Annotated in this window: 17 protein-coding genes; 10 read left to right on the plus strand and 7 right to left on the minus strand. The window is 69.5% G+C overall.

Translation table 11 applies throughout. The features are described 5' to 3' along the window. Positions 1 to 52: 52 nt before the first annotated feature. Complete coding sequence (locus ACEOAB_RS27565; protein ID WP_413750576.1) at positions 53 to 967, minus strand: LysR substrate-binding domain-containing protein; 915 nt, start codon at positions 965 to 967, stop codon at positions 53 to 55. Between the two features lie 166 nt (positions 968 to 1,133). On the opposite strand from ACEOAB_RS27565, the gene ACEOAB_RS27570 reads away from it, so the two are divergent. The 8 genes from ACEOAB_RS27570 (at position 1,134) to ACEOAB_RS27605 (ending at position 9,469) form a co-directional block, all read left to right on the plus strand. Further along, positions 1,134 to 1,919: an ABC transporter permease gene (locus ACEOAB_RS27570; protein ID WP_056597797.1), complete on the plus strand. Its 786-nt coding sequence runs from the start codon at positions 1,134 to 1,136 to the stop codon at positions 1,917 to 1,919. Positions 1,920 to 1,925: 6 nt separating this feature from the next. After that, positions 1,926 to 2,954: an ABC transporter ATP-binding protein gene (locus tag ACEOAB_RS27575; RefSeq protein ID WP_056597799.1), complete on the plus strand. Its 1,029-nt coding sequence runs from the start codon at positions 1,926 to 1,928 to the stop codon at positions 2,952 to 2,954. 22 nt (positions 2,955 to 2,976) lie between these two features. Next, positions 2,977 to 4,056 (plus strand): extracellular solute-binding protein, encoded by a 1,080-nt coding sequence (locus tag ACEOAB_RS27580; protein ID WP_413750578.1) that lies wholly within the window; start codon positions 2,977 to 2,979, stop codon positions 4,054 to 4,056. A gap of 5 nt (positions 4,057 to 4,061) precedes the next feature. After that, positions 4,062 to 4,883, plus strand: a complete 822-nt coding sequence (locus tag ACEOAB_RS27585) for an ABC transporter permease (protein WP_413750579.1) — start codon at positions 4,062 to 4,064, stop codon at positions 4,881 to 4,883. Next, positions 4,834 to 5,382, plus strand: a complete 549-nt coding sequence (locus ACEOAB_RS27590; protein ID WP_056597806.1) for a TIGR00725 family protein — start codon at positions 4,834 to 4,836, stop codon at positions 5,380 to 5,382. Before ACEOAB_RS27585 ends, ACEOAB_RS27590 begins: the two co-directional genes overlap by 50 nt. 315 nt (positions 5,383 to 5,697) lie before the next feature. After that, on the plus strand, positions 5,698 to 7,215 hold the full coding sequence (locus ACEOAB_RS27595; protein WP_042672838.1) for an AMP nucleosidase: 1,518 nt from the start codon (positions 5,698 to 5,700) through the stop codon (positions 7,213 to 7,215). A gap of 125 nt (positions 7,216 to 7,340) precedes the next feature. Beyond that, positions 7,341 to 8,351: a Bug family tripartite tricarboxylate transporter substrate binding protein gene (locus ACEOAB_RS27600; RefSeq protein ID WP_413750586.1), complete on the plus strand. Its 1,011-nt coding sequence runs from the start codon at positions 7,341 to 7,343 to the stop codon at positions 8,349 to 8,351. Positions 8,352 to 8,461: 110 nt separating this feature from the next. Then, a complete protein-coding gene (locus ACEOAB_RS27605) occupies positions 8,462 to 9,469 on the plus strand; it encodes a Bug family tripartite tricarboxylate transporter substrate binding protein (protein WP_056597809.1) in 1,008 nt (335 codons plus the stop codon). 12 nt (positions 9,470 to 9,481) lie between these two features. On the opposite strand, the gene ACEOAB_RS27610 is transcribed toward ACEOAB_RS27605, so the two are convergent. Next, positions 9,482 to 10,174 (minus strand): ArsR/SmtB family transcription factor, encoded by a 693-nt coding sequence (locus ACEOAB_RS27610; protein ID WP_495653246.1) that lies wholly within the window; start codon positions 10,172 to 10,174, stop codon positions 9,482 to 9,484. Between the two features lie 82 nt (positions 10,175 to 10,256). Here ACEOAB_RS27610 and ACEOAB_RS27615 point away from each other — a divergent pair, with 82 nt between their 5' ends. After that, positions 10,257 to 11,441 carry a cytochrome P450 gene (locus ACEOAB_RS27615; RefSeq protein WP_495653247.1) on the plus strand — a complete coding sequence of 395 codons (1,185 nt, stop codon included), beginning with the start codon at positions 10,257 to 10,259 and terminating at the stop codon, positions 11,439 to 11,441. Here ACEOAB_RS27615 and ACEOAB_RS27620 read toward each other — a convergent pair. Both ACEOAB_RS27620 and ACEOAB_RS27625 read right to left on the minus strand, forming a co-directional pair. Then, a complete protein-coding gene (locus ACEOAB_RS27620; RefSeq protein ID WP_495653248.1) occupies positions 11,399 to 12,400 on the minus strand; it encodes a flavin-nucleotide-binding protein in 1,002 nt (333 codons plus the stop codon). The genes ACEOAB_RS27615 and ACEOAB_RS27620 overlap by 43 nt on opposite strands. Then, positions 12,397 to 13,047, minus strand: a complete 651-nt coding sequence (locus tag ACEOAB_RS27625) for a glutathione S-transferase family protein (RefSeq protein ID WP_495653249.1) — start codon at positions 13,045 to 13,047, stop codon at positions 12,397 to 12,399. Before ACEOAB_RS27625 ends, ACEOAB_RS27620 begins: the two co-directional genes overlap by 4 nt. Before the next feature lie 116 nt (positions 13,048 to 13,163). Here ACEOAB_RS27625 and ACEOAB_RS27630 point away from each other — a divergent pair, with 116 nt between their 5' ends. Further along, positions 13,164 to 14,054 carry a LysR family transcriptional regulator gene (locus ACEOAB_RS27630; protein WP_495653250.1) on the plus strand — a complete coding sequence of 297 codons (891 nt, stop codon included), beginning with the start codon at positions 13,164 to 13,166 and terminating at the stop codon, positions 14,052 to 14,054. Here ACEOAB_RS27630 and ACEOAB_RS27635 read toward each other — a convergent pair. Genes ACEOAB_RS27635 through ACEOAB_RS27645 form a run of 3 tightly spaced genes read right to left on the minus strand, consistent with a single transcriptional unit; the run spans position 14,044 to position 16,165 of the window. Next, positions 14,044 to 14,646 (minus strand): hypothetical protein, encoded by a 603-nt coding sequence (locus ACEOAB_RS27635; protein WP_413751399.1) that lies wholly within the window; start codon positions 14,644 to 14,646, stop codon positions 14,044 to 14,046. The genes ACEOAB_RS27630 and ACEOAB_RS27635 overlap by 11 nt on opposite strands. Then, the gene (locus tag ACEOAB_RS27640; protein ID WP_495653251.1) at positions 14,643 to 15,326 is read right to left on the minus strand and encodes a hypothetical protein; all 684 of its coding nucleotides are present in this window, start codon (positions 15,324 to 15,326) and stop codon (positions 14,643 to 14,645) included. The genes ACEOAB_RS27635 and ACEOAB_RS27640 overlap by 4 nt, the downstream gene beginning before the upstream one ends. After that, positions 15,323 to 16,165 carry a hypothetical protein gene (locus ACEOAB_RS27645; protein ID WP_413749679.1) on the minus strand — a complete coding sequence of 281 codons (843 nt, stop codon included), beginning with the start codon at positions 16,163 to 16,165 and terminating at the stop codon, positions 15,323 to 15,325. Before ACEOAB_RS27645 ends, ACEOAB_RS27640 begins: the two co-directional genes overlap by 4 nt. Positions 16,166 to 16,321 lie beyond the last annotated feature (156 nt).

The raw sequence follows: 16,321 nt of genomic DNA on the forward strand, positions 1-16,321 counted from the left end.
ATCGTGTCCTTCGTTGTCTGTTCGGACCACGAGGTTACTCAACATGGCCGTTTCACGCCTCGGCCTCCACGCCGCGCGAGGCCGCGCCCTCTTGCAGCAGCCATTCGCGGAAAGCCGCGAACGCCGGCAGGTCGAGCCGGTCCGGCCGATAGCAGAGATAGTGCCCCTGGTTCACGCTCACCGGCGTGCCGCAAGGACTCAGCAGCGAGCCTTCCGCGAGTTCTTCCTGCACCAGCAGCCTGGGCACGAGGCCGATGCCCAGTCCGTTGAGCGCTGCCTGGATCAACGCGGAGTACTGCGCGAAGCGCGGGCCGGCCACGGTCTGCACCTCCGGCACGCCATGTTGCGCGGCCCATTGCCGCCACGCAGTCGGCGCGCCTTCGTGATGCAGCAGCGTGTGGCCGAGGATGTCGGTGGGCTGCGCGATGCGGTGCCGCCCTTCGACCAGCGAGCGCGCCACGATCAGCACGAACTCGCGCCCCGCGATGTATTCGGACACCACGCCGGGCCAGCCGTCGGGGCCGTAGCGGATGGCCGCATCCACGCCCGCCGGAATGCCGTCGCTCGGCTCCAGGTGGCGGCTAAAGCTCAGCATCACGTGGCGGCTCTTCTGGCTGAAGGCGGGCAGCCGCGGAATCAGCCACTTGGTGAGGAAGGTGGGCACGCTCGCCAGCGTGAGAAGCCCGGCGCCCGCATCGCCGGAGCGCGCCTCGAAGGTCGCCGTTTCAATCGCTCGCAGCCCACCCGAAATCTTCTGCCAGTACACGCGCCCCTGGGGGGTCAGCTGCACGCCGCGTCCGTTCTTCTGCAGCAGTTCGCGGCCGAGGAAAGCTTCGAGCCCGGCGATCTGCTTGCTGACCGCGCTCACGGTGATGCACAGGGCGCCGGCCGCGAGCGTGATGCTCTGGTGGCGCGCCACCGCGTCGAAGGCCAGCAGCTCCTGGATGGTGGGACAGTCGCGCTTCATGCATGGCCTCGCTGTGTGAAAGCTGCGTGAAAAACGTTTTCCGATTGCTCAAGCATCGTCATCCAACTTTCACCCATAAGTTCGTATGTGCTTCCTAGAATTCGTAGCATCGCGGCGGCATGGCCGGCGCAGACAGTAGCGCATCCGGAAAGTATGCCGGGTGCCAATGACACTGGAGACAACCTTGGTTCGCGGCATCTCGCTCATCTACGGCCTGTACCTGCTGCTGCCCATCGCCCTGCTGCTCGTCGGCAGCGCGGGCGGCAACTGGACCAACACGCTGCTGCCCACGGGCATCACCGGGCAGTGGTATCTCGACCTCTGGCTCGACACCTCGTTCCGCAAGGCCTTCGTGAGCAGCCTCGTGGTCGCCATGGCGGCCTGCGCCATCAACACCGTGCTGGCGCTGCCGCTGGCCTATGCGCTGTACCACGGCGCGCGGCGCGGCGGCAGCCTGGCAGCGCGGATCGTGAGCGCCACGCCGGTGGCGGTGCCGGCCATCACGCTGGCCTTCGGCTACATGATCGTGTTCAACACCGACCTCGCGCCCTGGCTGGGCTCGATGCCGCTGCTGATCGCGGCGCACGCGATCCTCACGCTGCCCTATCTCACCAACACGCTGCTGACCGACCTGCGGCACCTCGACCTGGGCCGGCTCGAGCAGGCCGCGGCCACGCTCGGCGCCTCGGGCTGGCAGCAGTTCACCGGCATCGTGCTGCCGAGCCTGCGCCAGAGCCTGATCAGCGGGCTGGTGATGGTGGCCGCGATATCGGTGGGCGAGTTCGGCGTGTCGAACCTGCTCACGAGTTTCCAGAACCGCACCTACCCGGTCGTGCTGCTGCAGGCCTTCTACGGCGCGACGGGCTTTGCGTGCGCGGCCACGGTGATTCTTCTGGTGCTGGCGAGCGCGTCGGCGCTTCTTTCTTCCTCCCTGGTGAAGCAACGCGCGTAACCGACCATGAGCCTCCTTCTCGACAACGTCAGCTACAACTACCCCGGCAGCACGCACGGCCTGCACGACGTATCGCTCGACGTGCGCACGGGCGAGCTGGTCGCGGTGATCGGTCCGAGCGGCTCGGGCAAGTCGACCTTGCTGAAGCTCGTGGCGGGCCTGGAAACGGGCCACACCGGGCGCATTGCGCTCGGCGGCGACGACATGTCGCGCACGCCGGTGCACCAGCGCCACATCGGCATGGTGTTCCAGAGCTATGCGCTCTTTCCACACCTGAGCGTGCTCGACAACGTGGCCTACGGGCTCAAGCTGCGCAAGGTAGGTACTGGCGAGCGCCGCAAGCGTGCGCAGGAGCTGCTCGACATCGTGGGGCTCGGCGACTACGCGCAGCGCGCGGTCGCTCGACTCTCGGGCGGCCAGCAGCAGCGCGTGGCATTGGCGCGCGCGCTGGCCATCGATCCGCGCGCACTGCTGCTCGACGAGCCGCTGTCGGCGCTCGACGCCAGCGTGCGCGGCCACCTGCGCGACCAGATCCGATCCCTTCAGCAGCGCTTCAACGCCACCACGCTGCTCGTCACACACGACCAGGAAGAAGCGCTGGTGATGGCCGACCGCGTGGCCATGCTCAAGGACGGCCGGCTGCTGCAGATCGCCACGCCACGCGACATCTACGAGAACCCCGCGAGCCGCGCGGTGGCCGAGTTCGTCGGGCTCTCGACGATCCTGCCCGCGAAGGTGGCCTCGCCGGGCCGGCTGGACCTGGGCTTTGCCGAGCTCTTCGCCGAGACGGGCAGCCGCTCCAACGGCTGCCCGGTGCATGTGCTGGTGCGCCCCGAACACATCCGGGCCGACCCGACGCCCGACGCGGTGAACCGTCTCGCGGGCCGCACCGGCGCACAGCGCTACCTGGGGGCGCTCACGCGCTACGACTTCGAAGTGCAGGGGGCGCCCAAGCCCTTCCTCGCCGAGTCGCCCGCGCCGGCCGCCGAAGCCATTGCCATCGCGCCCGAACACCTCCGTTTACTCGACCACTGATCTTTTCCTCCAAGGAGCCACCATGCAACGCAGACATCTGATCCAGGCCGCCGGCGCACTGCCGCTGGCCACGCTCGCGGCCCGCACCGCCTTCGCCTTCGACGGCCCCGAGCTCTATGCAGGCGAGAAGGCGCTGTATGCCGAGGCGCAGAAGGAAGGCCTGTGCGTCTCCTTCGACACCGGCCCCGAGTGGGCCAACTGGAAGTCGCTGTTCGCCGCCTTCAAGAAGCGCTACCCCGAGATCGAGCTGACCTACAACGACATCGGCTCGGCCGCCACCGTGGTCGCGCTCGAGAAGACCAAGCGCCGCCCGCAGGCCGACACTGCCTACTACTTCGCCGCCTCGGGTGTCGAGGCCGCGAAGAAGGACGTGGTCGCGCCCTTCAAGCCCGTCAACTTCGACAAGCTGCCGCCGGTGTTCCGCGAGGCCGAGGGCCGCTGGTTCACCATCCACACGCTCAACATCGCCTTCCTGGTCAACAAGAAGCTGGTGAAGACCGTGCCCACCGGCTGGGCCGACCTGCTCAAGCCCGAGTTCAAGAGCACGGTGGTCTACCTCGACCCGCGCTCCACCGGCATCGGCCAGGTTCTGACCTTCGCAGCGGCATATGCCAACGGCGGCAGCGTCGACAACGTGCAGCCCGGCACCGACTACCTCGGCAAGCTGCATGCGGCCGGCAACGTGCTGCGCGTGGAAGGCACCACGCCGTATGCCAAGTTCCTGAAGGGCGAGATCCCGGTGTGGATCAGTTACGAGAACGACGGCCTCAAGGCCAAGCATGTCGACGGCATGGGCGACGCGGTGGAAGTCGTGATCCCGAAGGAAGCCAGCGTGGCCGCGCCCTACGCCATCAGCCTCGTGAAGAACGGTCCGAACCCGAACGCCGGCAAGCTGTGGCTCAACTTCATCATGAGCGAGGCCGGCCAGTCGTTGTTCGCGCAGGGCTTCGTGCGCCCCGCCGTGCCTGGCACGCCGCTGTCGGCCGATGTCGCGGCCAAGATGCCGGCCGCGCCGCAGATCCGCCCGCTCGACGTGGTGAAGGCTTCGGAGCGCAAGGCCGAGGTCGACAAGCTCTGGGCCCAGGCTGCGTTGGGGAAGTAATCAGCATGCGACGCTTTGGCGCCTGGCCCGCGTGGGCCTTCATGGCGCTGTTCTTCGCGGTGCCGCTCGCGGCGCTGCTGCCCGAAGCCTTCGGCGAAGGCGGCAGCGCGTTCGGGCGGCTGTTCGGCAATCCGCTGTTCCTCGGCGCGCTGCGCAACACGCTGGGCCTTGGCCTCGCGGCGGGCGCGATCTCTGCGCTGGTGGGCACCTGCATCGCGATCGAACTGGCGCGCCAGCCTGTGGCGCGGCGCCAATGGATGATGACCTTGCTGGGGCTGCCGCTCGCCTTCTCGGGGCTGGTGATTGCCTACGGCTTCATCCTGGCCTTCGGGCGCGCGGGCTTCGTGACGCAGCTGCTCGCGGGCCTGGGCGCGGACCCGGCGGCCATCGGCAGCTGGATCTACAGCGTGTCGGGCCTGGGCTTCGCGTATGCCTACTACCTGATTCCGCGCGTGGCGCTGTCGCTGTACCCGGTGTTCGCGAACCTCGACCTGCGCCCCGCGCAGGCGGCGCGCACGCTGGGTGCTTCGCGCTCGCGCGCCTTCCGGGACACGCTGGTGCCCGAGGTGCTGCCCTCGGTGTTGTCGAACGCCTGCATGGTGGCCGCGATAGCGATGGGCACCTACGGCACGGCGCTGGCGCTGGTGGGCACGCAGCTCAACATCCTGCCGCTGATGCTGCTCGCGCAGGTCGGCGACGGTGGGTCCGATTTCGCGGTGGCGGCGGCCTTGTCGCTGGTGCTGATGGTGGTGTGTGTGATCGTGATGGGAGTGGGCGATGTCTTTACGCGAAGGCGCGAGCGCGGTGCTGTCGGCGCCGGTCACTGAGGCGCTGACGCGCCTGGCGCAGAAGCAGTGGGGGCCGGCGCGCCACCGCCAGCCGGTGGCCATCATCGGTCCCGGCGACGGCGGCCCGGCGGAGTGCGAGGCGGCCTATGCCGTGGCGCATGCGCTGGCCGGCGCGGGCATGGCGGTGGTCTGCGGCGGGCGCGGCGGCGTGATGGCCGCAGCCTCGCGCGGTGCGGTGGAAGCCGGCGGCATCGCCGTGGGCATCCTGCCTGAGGACGACGACCGCAACGCCAACGAATGGCTCAGCGTAGCCATTCCCACAGGCATGGGCGAGATGCGCAACGGCATCGTCGCGCGCAGCGGCGTGTGCCTGGTCGCCATCGGCGGCAACATGGGCACGCTGTCCGAGATGGCGATGGGGCTCAAGTGGGGCAAGCCGGTGTTCGTGATGCACGGCGATATCGAGCTGCCGGGCGCGGTGCAGGCCGCGGATGTGAACGACATGCTGGGCAAGGTGCTGGGCTGTCTGTTGGCTTGAGAGGCCGTGCGGGGGACATTCGGGGTACGTGCGCAGGACACCGGGTACTCCCCTCCGCGAATGTCCCCCGGGCTTCGCCCTCCTCCTTTATTTCGCTGCGGGGAGCACCCGATGCCCTGCGCACGAGGGCACGCTGCTGGTTTGCGGCCGATCAACCAGTGCTCTGAACGATCACGACGGCGGGGTGCCTTGCGCAGCGAAATAAAGGGGGAGCCCGAAGGGCGGAGGACATTCGCGGAGCAAGGCACCCCGTCGGCGTGATCGCGCCCCGAACAACGCAGCGACCAACACCGCAGCCATTGCACAATGACAGGCATGCCCTACATGCCCACCTTCGTCGCCCCCGCCCGCTTCACCGACGCCGCCGCCGCACTCGAACAGGTCAAGACCATCTACCAGGGCGGCCTGGCCCACCTGCGCGAATCGATGCTGCGCTTCGTTGCCGGCGAGGCGCTGCCGGGCCGGGTGCGGGCCTGCTACCCCTTCGTGCGGGTGCACACCCATACCGTCTCGCGCCACACGCCGCCTGCCAATGCCGGGCTGAGCTACGGCTTCGTGGCCGGCCCCGGCCGCTACGAGACCACGCTGACGCGGCCCGACCTGTTCTCGCGCTACTACCTCGACCAGTTCCGCCTGCTGCTGGAGAACCACCAGGTCGAGCTCGAGGTGGGCACCAGCACGCAGCCCATTCCGATCCACTTCTCCTTTGCCGAGAACGACCACATCGAAGGCACCATGAGCGCCGAGCGCCGCGCCCTGATGCGCGACGTGTTCGACCTGCCCGACCTGGGCGTGATGGACGACGGCATCGCCAACGGCACCTACGAGGCGCGCGATGGCGAGGCGCAGCCCCTGTCGCTGTTCACGGCCGCGCGGGTGGACTACTCGCTGCACCGCCTGCGCCACTACACGGGCACCGCGCCCGAGTGGTTCCAGAACTTCGTCTTGTTCACCAACTACCAGTTCTACATCGACGAGTTCGTGCGCCTGGGCCACGAGGCAATGGCCGACGAGAACAGCGAGTACGTCGCCTTCATCGAGCCCGGCAACGTGGTCACGCGCCGGCGCGGGCTGCCGGCCGGTTCGAGCAGCACCTACGGCCACCTGCTCGACGGCAGCCAGGGCACCGCGCCGCCGCGGCTGCCGCAGATGCCGGCCTACCACCTGGTGCGCGAGGACTGCAGCGGCACCACGATGGTCAACATCGGCGTCGGCCCGGCCAATGCCAAGACCATCACCGACCACATCGCGGTGCTGCGCCCGCATGCCTGGATGATGCTGGGCCACTGCGCCGGCCTGCGCAACACGCAGCAGCTCGGCGACTACGTGCTGGCGCACGCCTACGTGCGCGAAGACCACGTGCTCGACGAGGAGCTGCCGCTGTGGGTGCCAATTCCGGCGCTGTCGGAAATCCAGCTCGCGCTGGAAAAAGCCGTGGCCGACATCACGCGCTACGAAGGCCCCGACCTCAAGAAGATCATGCGCACCGGCACCGTGGCCAGCACCGACAACCGCAACTGGGAGCTGCTGCCGGGCAACCAGCCGCAGCGCCGCTTCAGCCAGAGCCGGGCGGTGGCGCTCGACATGGAAAGCGCGACCATCGCGGCCAACGGCTTCCGCTTCCGCGTGCCCTACGGCACCCTGCTGTGCGTGAGCGACAAGCCGCTGCACGGCGAGATCAAGCTGCCCGGCATGGCCAACCACTTCTACCGCGAACGCGTGGAGCAGCACCTGCGCATCGGCATGCGGGCCATCGACATCCTGCGCGCGGAAGGCTCGACACGGCTGCACAGCCGCAAGCTGCGCAGCTTCGACGAGGTGGCGTTTCAGTAAGAAGAAGGGCTCCAGCAGGGCCCTGGAAGAGCGCGGGCCTCAGGGTTTGTCCTGCCCGCCGCGGCGCGGGATCGCCGCGTTTCGCGGACATCATCTGGTTGGCCCTACAGACAACCGGAAAAAAGATGCCCCAGTCGCCTTCCGTTCCCCTCTCCCGCCGCAGCTTCTCGGCATGGATCGCGGCCTCGGCCGCAGCAGTCGGCGGAGGGCATGCTGCCCTCTGGCCGCGCGCCGCGCACGCCGCCGACGCGCCCGTGAGCAGCAAGCTGCGCATCGTGATTCCCGCCAACGAAGGCGGTGGCTGGGACCAGACCGGCCGCGCGCTCGGCGCTGCGATGCTGGCCTCCGGCGCGGTCGGCAGCGTGGTGTACGAGAACGTCGGCGGCAAGGGCGGCACGATCGGCCTGGCGAAGTACGCCGAGAAATACGATGCGGACCCCGACACGATCCTGATGAGCGGCATGGTCATGGTCGGCGCGGTGGCGCTGCAGAAGCCCGCCGTCACCATGGCCCACGTGGCGCCCATCGCCCGCCTTACCAGCGACTACGAGGTGGTGGCGGTGAAGGCCGATTCACCCATCAAGACACCCAAGGACCTGATCGCGCAGCTGCGCGCCGATGCGGCCAACACCGTCATCGCGGGCGGCTCGGCCGGCGGCGTGGACCACATGTATGCCGGCATGCTGGCGCGCGTGGCCGACGCCTCGCAGACGCTGGTCTATCAGGCGCACCCCGGCGGCGCCGAAGTGGTCGAGGCGCTGGAAAGCGGCAAGGCCGCGGCGGGCATCTCGGGCTACAGCGAGTTCAGCGAAGGCCTGGCCAGCGGCAAGCTGCGCGCCATCGGCGTGTCGTCGAAGCGGCCGTTCCAGGGCATTGCGTCGGTGCGCGAACAGGGCGTCGATGCCGACCTCGCCAACTGGCGCGGCGTGCTCACCGGCCGCAAGGTACCGCCTTACCGCAAGGCAGCGCTGCTGACGGTGGTGCGGCGCGCCACCGCCACCGATCTGTGGCAGAAAACCATCAAGCAGAACAACTGGGACCCCTTCTGGATGGAGGGCAAGGACTTCGAGAACTTCCTCGAACTCGACACGGCGATGGCCGGTCCGCTGATCTATCTGCTCAAGCTGAAAGCCTGAGGGGCAACGGCGCTGCTCAATTCCAAGGGTTTTCCCTAGATGTAAAACTTGAGGAGGTTGCTCGTTTTTCGGACATCATCCAGTTACCTTTGTAGACAACTGGAAACAAAATGCCGCATCCCGTGCCAGCAGGCCTTTCTCGCCGCAGCCTCGCTGCATGGTTGGCATCGGCCGTCGTCGCGGGCGTGGTGCCAGAAGCGTTCTGGCCCCGGTTGGCTGGCGCGGCCGAACCGCAGCTGATCCCCAAGCTGCGCATCGTCATTCCCGCCAACGAAGGCGGCGGCTGGGACCAGACCGGCCGCGCACTCGGTGCCGCCATGGTGGCGTCGGGCGCGGTGGGCGATATCGCCTACGAGAACATCGGCGGCAAGGGCGGCACCATCGGCCTGGCGAAGTACGTAGAGAAATACGATGCCGACCCCGACACCCTGCTGATGAGCGGCATGGTCATGGTCGGCGCGGTCGCGCTGCAGAAGCCCGCCGTCACCATGGCGCAGCTCGCGCCGGTGGCGCGGCTCACCAGCGACTACGAGGTGGTGGCGGTGAAGGCCGACTCGCCCATCAAGACGCCGAAGGACCTGATCGCGCAGCTGCGCGCCGATGCCGCCAAGACGGTCATCGCCGGCGGCTCGGCCGGCGGCGTGGACCACATGTACGCCGGCATGCTGGCGCGCGTGGCCGGCAACGCGGCCGCGCTGGTCTACCAGCCGTACCCCGGCGGGGCACAAGTGGTCGAGGCGCTGGAAAGCGGCAAGGCGGCCGCCGGCATCTCGGGCTTCAGCGAATTCAGCGAAGGCCTGGCCAGCGGCAAGCTGCGCGCCATCGGCGTATCGGCCAAGCGCTCGTTCATGGGCATTCCGGCGGTGCGCGAACAGGGCGTGGACGCCGACCTCGCCAACTGGCGCGGCGTGCTCACCGGCAAGAAGGTCACGGCCGAGCGCAAGGCCGTGCTGCTCGAAGCCGTGCGCCGCGCCACCATGGCCGAACTCTGGCAGAAGACCATCAAGCGCAACAACTGGGACGCGTACTGGATGGCGGGCAAGGACTTCGAGAGCTTCCTCGAACTCGACACGGCAATGGCCGGCCCGCTGATCTACCTGCTCAAGCTCAAAGCCTGATCGCCCGGCGCTTCAAGAAAAAAGCTCCGGCATCTCGCGCTGCGCCTTCGGCGTGAGGGTGAGCGCCCGCCCGTCCAGCTCCTGCCGTACCCATCCCCGGCGCAGCGACAGCTGCAGCCATGCGGCACCCAATGCGCCGCCCAGGTGCGGCCGGCGTTCACTCCAGTCCAGGCAGGCGCAGGCAAAGCGCCGGCGCGAGCGGCGCACCGCATCGACCTCGACGCCCAGGCTCTCCAGCGCGATCGCGCCTTCGGGCGTGAGCTCGTACGAGCCGCTCTGCAGGCTGCTGAGCCAGCCCTGGGCGTGCAGCCGGTCGTGCAGCGCGACGCCCGCCGTGCCCGCCATGTGGTCGTAGCAGGTGCGCGCGCTGCGCAGGCGGCTCGGCGTGCTCGGCTCGAACCCGGGTGTGCGCGGCGTGCCCGCCACCACCATCAGGCTTTCGAGCGCGGCGGCGACGTCGTCGCTGGCGAGGCGGAAGTAGCGGTGCTTGCCCTGCACCAGCAGCTCGACCAGCCGCTCGTCCTTCAGGCGCGCGAGGTGCGCGCTGGCGGTCGACGCGGCCACCTCGGCGACGGTGGCGAGCTCGGTGGCGGTGCGCGCGTGGCCGTCCATCAGGCAGCTCAGCATGCGGGCGCGCGCCGGTTCGGCGATGGCGCCGGCCAGGCGGGCCAGCTGCAAATCGGCGGAGGAGGAAAGGGTGTCCATGCGCGCATCGTAGAACGACGCTGCATCCGACACTTCGTTCGTGGGCGAAGTGTGATGGCGGCTTCGATCGCACACTGCGGCCATGAACGAAAGCAACCGCCCCGTCGATATCGACATGCCCGCCGATCCGGTCGCGGCCGCCACGCATGCCGATCCCTATCCCTGCTACGCAGCCCTGCGCGACGGCCCGCCGCTCGCGTGGAACGAGAAGCTGCGCCTCTGGGTCGCAAGCCGGGCGGATGTCGTCGAGCAGGTGCTGCTCGCGCATGGCGCGTTGCGCGTGCGGCCGGCCGCCGAGCCGGTGCCGCGCGCGATCGTGGGCAGCGCGGCCGGCGAAGTGTTCGGACATCTGGTGCGCATGAACGACGGCGTGGCGCACCAGGCGCATCGGCCTGCGCTGCAACGAGCGCTGACCGGCCTCGACCTCAACGCCGTGCATGCAGCCGCCTTGCGGGTGGCGCAGCGCGTGCCCAGGCAGCAGCCGCTGTCCGACACGCTGTTCTCGATGCCCGTGCAGGCCGTCGCGCACCTGCTGGGTTTTGCCGACGATGCACTGGCGCAGGTGGACCGGTGGATGCGCGACTTCGTGGCCTGCCTGTCGCCGCTGTCCACGCCCGCGCAGCTGGAGCGTGCGAGCGCCGCAGCGGGCGAACTGATGGCGCGCTTTGAAATGCTGGCAGCGAGCGCGCCGCCGCGGCACGGCACGCTGCTCGCGGCTGTGCTCGCCGAGAGCGCGGGCGATGCGCGCGTTTCGCGCTCGCTGCTCGCGAACCTCGCAGGCCTGCTGTCGCAGACCTGCGATGCCACGGCGGGCCTGGTCGGCAACAGCCTGATCGCGGTGATGCGCGAGCCTTCGCTGCTGAGTGCGTCGACCCGCACGCGCGACGGCCTGCAAGCCATCGTCGAGGAGACCGCGCGCTACGACCCGTCGGTGCACAACACGCGGCGCTTTGCCGCCGAGGCCGTCACCATCGCCGGCACCCCGCTGGCGGCAGGCGATGCGGTGCTGGTGCTGCTGGCCTCGGCCAACCGCGACCCGGCACTCAACCCCGACCCCGATCGCTTCATGCCCGTGCGCGCCCGCCGCCGCATGCTCGGCTTCGGCCACGGCATGCACGCGTGTCCGGGGCAGGCGCTGGCCTGCACGCTGGCGGCGGCCAGCCTCGAAGCCCTGCTGCCGCGCCATGCAGCCGACCTCGACGCGCAGCGCCTGCGCGGCTGGAGCTATCGGCCGTCGGTCAACGGGCGCATCCCCGTATTCCACTGACCCGTGCCCGCCAGGTGGGGCGACAGTTGCGCATCGCCCCAGCGCAGCGGCAACGCCGCCGGACGACGCAGGGCGTGCGCGACCCGAAAGCGCATCAGCCGCTCCGCCCCTTCGAACGCGGCCACTTCGGGACCGTCCCACACGATCTCTGCCGTGACCGCCACGTGCAGCAGGTCGCCGCTGTCGAAGTCGACGAACAGCAGCCCCGCGCGCGGATGCGCCGCCAGGTTGCCGAGCGTGTTGAAGAAGCGGTTGCCGTTGAAATCCGGCACGGTGAGCACGTCGCCTTCGTGGTCGTTGTCGATGCGCACGAAGCCCGGGCGGCCGCCGCGGTGCGACACGTCGACGCCGTGCGAACTTGCATCGGCCTCATCGCCCGCCGCCGCTTCGTTCGGATAGGCGGTGGCGATGAACAGCGTGTCGGCGCTGCCAATCAGGCGATGCGCCGCCAGGTCGAGCTCGTCGACCCACTGCACCTGCGGCGCCGCATCGCCGCGCGGCGATGCGAACACCGGCTCGCGCGCCTGGATGTAGCGCGGGCAGTTGCCGAAGCTCTGCTGCACCGCGAGCATGAAGCCCGACCCATCGAGCGCCTCGACCGTGCCGTTCATGCGGTTGCGCCGCCGCGTGTGCGGCTGTATGCCGAGCAGGCCCAGCGTGGCGCCCTGCTTCAGTTGCCCGGCGAGCGGATCGCCCGCCGCCGGCAGCGCATCGACGCGCAGGTGCGTGGCATCGGGTGAATGCACGAAGCCGGCGGGCGCCGCCAGCACGCTGGCCCACGGCTGCAGTTCCGCATCGAGACTGCCGACCACGAGGAACGGCAGCAGCCCGAAGAATTCGCGATGCTGGTCGGGCATGTAGTCGCGAATGACGCGCGGGCCCGCCACCTCCATCTGCTCGCGCGAGCCTGCCAGGGCCTGCATCGCGCGCTCGCCCGCATGGAACGGCGCGGCGATCATGCGACCGCTCCGAGTCCGACGGGCGTGCGCACCATCGGCACGAACCCCGGCAGGGCTTCCACGCGTTCGAGCCAGCCGCGCACGTTCGGATAAGCGTCGATCGACACGCTGCCTTCGGGTGCATGCGCCACGTAGGCGTAGTTCGCGATATCGGCGAGCGTTGCGTCGGGGCCGGCGAGGAAGGGCTGCTGCTGCAGATGCATTTCCATCACCGAGAGCAGCGCATGCGAACGCGCGACGGTCTCCGCCGGGTCGATGTCGCGGCCGAACAGTGCAATGACCCGCGCCGCCGCCGGGCCGTAGGCGAGCGGGCCGGCCGCCACCGAGAACCAGCGCTGCACGCGCGCCGCACCGACGGGGTCGCGCGGCATCCAGCGCGCGGGGTCCGGCGCGTAGCGTTCGTTGAGGTAGACGAGGATGGCGTTGGAATCGGCCAGCGCGAGCTCGCCGTCCTCGATCACCGGCACCTGGCCGAAGGGGTTGCGCGCCAGGAATTCGGGCGTGCGGTTCTCGCGCTTGCGCATGTCGATCTCGATGTTCTCGAATGGCAGGCCGAGCATCGCGAGGAACAGGCGCACACGATGCACGTGGCCCGAGATGGCGGAACCGTAGAGCTTGATGGGCTGGGCGGGGCGGGCGGCGGTCATGGGGGAACTCCTTGTTTGAGGATTGCGGGGCGTTGCCTGGATTGTTCTCTCTTGCACCAGATGAATGAATAGTCAATTCGGTATTTGACTGCTGCGTTTTCCGGTTTAATCGCACCATGGATCGTTTCAAAGCCATGCAGACCTTCGTTCAGATTGCCGAACAGGGCAGCCTGACCCGCGCCGCCGAGGCGCTCGGCAGCTCGCTGCCGGCGGTGGTGCGCTCGCTCGCCGCGCTGGAGGCGCACCTGGGCGTGCGCCTGTTCCACCGCACCACGCGCCGGCTGTCGCTCACCGAGGAAGGCCGCCACTACCTGCCGAGCGCGCGCGAGGTGCTGCTCGCGGCCGACGCCGCCGACCTCGCGCTGAAGGCCGAGGCGCGCGAGCCGGCGGGCCAGCTGACCATCACCGCGCCGGTGCTCTTCGGCCACATGTACGTGGCGCCCGCCATCGTGCGCTTCATGCAGCGCCACGAAAAGGTGCGCTGCAGCGTGCGCCTGTACGACCGCACGGTGAACCTGCTCGAGGAGGGCATCGACGTGGGCATCCGCATCAGCCCGCTGGAAGACTCGTCGCTGGTGGCGCAGACCCTCGGCACCATCCGCCGCGTGGTGGCCGCGAGCCCCGCATACCTCGCGCAGCACGGCACGCCACGGCATCCGCGCGACCTGGCCGGCGCGCCCTGCGTGCGCGGCCGCATCGACGCGCCGGCGCAGTGGCTGTTTCGCGACGGCGGCAAGACGATCAGCGTGACGCCGAACAACCGCCTGGAATTCAACCACCTGGCCCCGGCCATCGAGTCGTGCGCGGCGGGCATGGGCTTCGGCACCTTCTTCTCGTACCAGGTGATGCCGCACGTGGCGCAGGGGCGGCTGAAGCTGGTGCTCGAAGACTTCGAGCCGCCGCCGCGGCCGGTGAGCGTGATCTATCCCAACGCGCGGCTGCTGCCCGCGCGCACGCGGGCGTTCATCGAGTGGATGAAGATGGAGTTCAGCGGCCTCAGGCTCTGAGCCCGGGCGTCGTCAAGCGGCGCCCCGGCCAGCCGTCGTCGAGCGATTCGCGGCTGTCGTGCAGGCAGAGCTCGCTGTCCTGCTTCAGCAGCGGCCAGCCTTCGCGTTCCAGCTGGCCCGCCAGCGCTGCCATCCGCGTCTTGAACCCGGCCAGCGGCTCACGGCTGCGCAGCGTCACGAAGCGCATGCCGGTCTCGCCCATGAGGCTGTTGCGCGACAGCCGCGCGCCGTGCGTCTCGCACAAGTGCTGCAGCGCGGACGCGTCGTGCAGCTGCAGCTTGCCGCGCCACTCGAAATACTGGTCGGGCTGGCTGAGCCGCTCCCAGCCCTGGACCGGCGCCTCGATCTTCACGCGCCGCACCGCCATGCCCGCGCGCGCCAGCCATTGCCCCAAGGCCATGGCCTCGGCCTTCGCTTCTTCGAGCGTGCCGCGAAGCCAGCCGGTGGCGATGGGCTGCTGCTTCTGCTCGCCATGGGCGAGGTCGATCAGCATCGGCTTGAGCCCGACTTGCTCGCACACCACGACGAAGGCCGCTATTTGCGATTCCTGCAAAGCGCAGCACGTCAGGTGCAGCTTCAGCGCGCGCTTCATGGTGCGCCCGCCGGCTCGGGCAGCGGCCTGCCGTCGCAAAGCGCGGCGGCGTCGATCGCCATGCCGCGCACCGCCTCTTCGAGGCCGAGGTTCAGCACCGACATGAACTCGCCGTTGGCGCTGGTCCAGTTGGTGCGCGTGCCCATGCCGTGGTACTGGCGCGCGACGGTCCCGCCGCCGGGCAGGCGGTAGCTCACCTTCAGCACGACGTGCGAAACCAGGTTCAGGTTCACCGACCACGCATGGGCGAGGCGCAGCGCGACGTCGGCCACAGCCTGCCTGGCGCCACCACCGTCGCTTGCGGGCGGCGCACCCGGCACCGCCTGGAGTCCGTAGCGGCCCAGCGACTGCAGCGCCCCGCGCGTCCACGCCGTCGCGTCGCCGCTGCGCAGCGACTGCACGGACCGCGGCGTGGCGCGCACCGTCGGCAGCATCACCGTGAGGTTGCCGGCGTAGGCCTTGTTGCTGCGCGCGTCCTCGATTGCGGGCAGGTACAGCGTGCAGCCGCGCGCGAGCCGCAGCGGTGCGGCCGGCACGCCGTTGGGCCGCTCGGCCGGTTCGGGCGCCGGCTCGAAGACCATGGAGAGCGGCTCGCTCTCGGTGAGGGCGTGCGAGAGGGTGGGCAGGGCGCAGAGCGCGGCGACTGCAGCAGCGGCGAGTTGTTCGGGGCACGGCCTCATGGCGCGGCGCTCCTCACCGAATACATGGCGCCGTCCTGGTCGCGGAACAGCACGCGGCCCGGCTGCTCGTCGAAGCCCTGGCCGGCCAGCGTCACCCACGAGCCGTTGACGTTGAAGCGCGCGGTCTTCACGCCGCCGGAGCGGGCGCCGGCAATGTCCAGCGCCACCGCATGCAGGGTCTGCGCCATCGACTCGCGCATCACGCCGCGCAGCACCTGCCCGTCGTTCGCCGTGAGCCGCCGCAGCACGGCGGCGCGCGCCGTGCCGCCGATGGGCGTCTGGAAGATGGCCGCGGCGCGGTAGCTGGGCTCGCTGCGGCCGTCCTGCCACAGCAGGGCCGAGGTTCGCGTGGTGAAGGCGCCCAGGCCGGGCTCCAGCGCGTACTGCAGCAGCAGCACCATGTAGGCGGGCCCCGCCTTCGTGGCGGCGATGCGGGCCTCATGCTCGGCCTTCGCCGGCATGGCCGCGAGCACCTGCGACGAACGGATCTTCAGCGGGAACGAGCTCGGCTCGGCCAGCAGGGCGTCGAGCGCCTTGCCCGCCTCCACGCGGTAGTCGTAGTCGAGCAGCGGGCCGACGATGGCCTGCACCTCGGCGCTCATGTCCTTCTGGCGCGATTGCTGCACCGACGAATCGATCAGTGCGCCGATCAGCCCGCCGCCCGTGGCCGCGCTCACGCCGGGGGGCTGCGCGGAGAACATGAAGCTCTCCTGCGCAACGACGACGCGCACGTCGACTTCCTGAACCTTGTGGCGGTCCACAGCCGCCAGCGGCCGATGAAAAGGCGCGCAGGCACCGAACAGCATCAGCACCGGCAGCGCCAGCCAGAAACGCAGCATCTTTGGGCCTCCCACCGCACAAACGCCATTCTTGGCATCGATTGTGCCGCCGCCGGCGTGCGGTTCGACCCGGGTTATCGAGGGTTCGCCGGACGCGCCCGCCATGTAGTGGCCCCGAACACACGCGGTTGTCCATCGATTGAAGCGATGGGGCGC

Source organism: Variovorax sp. Varisp53, assembly GCF_059491555.1.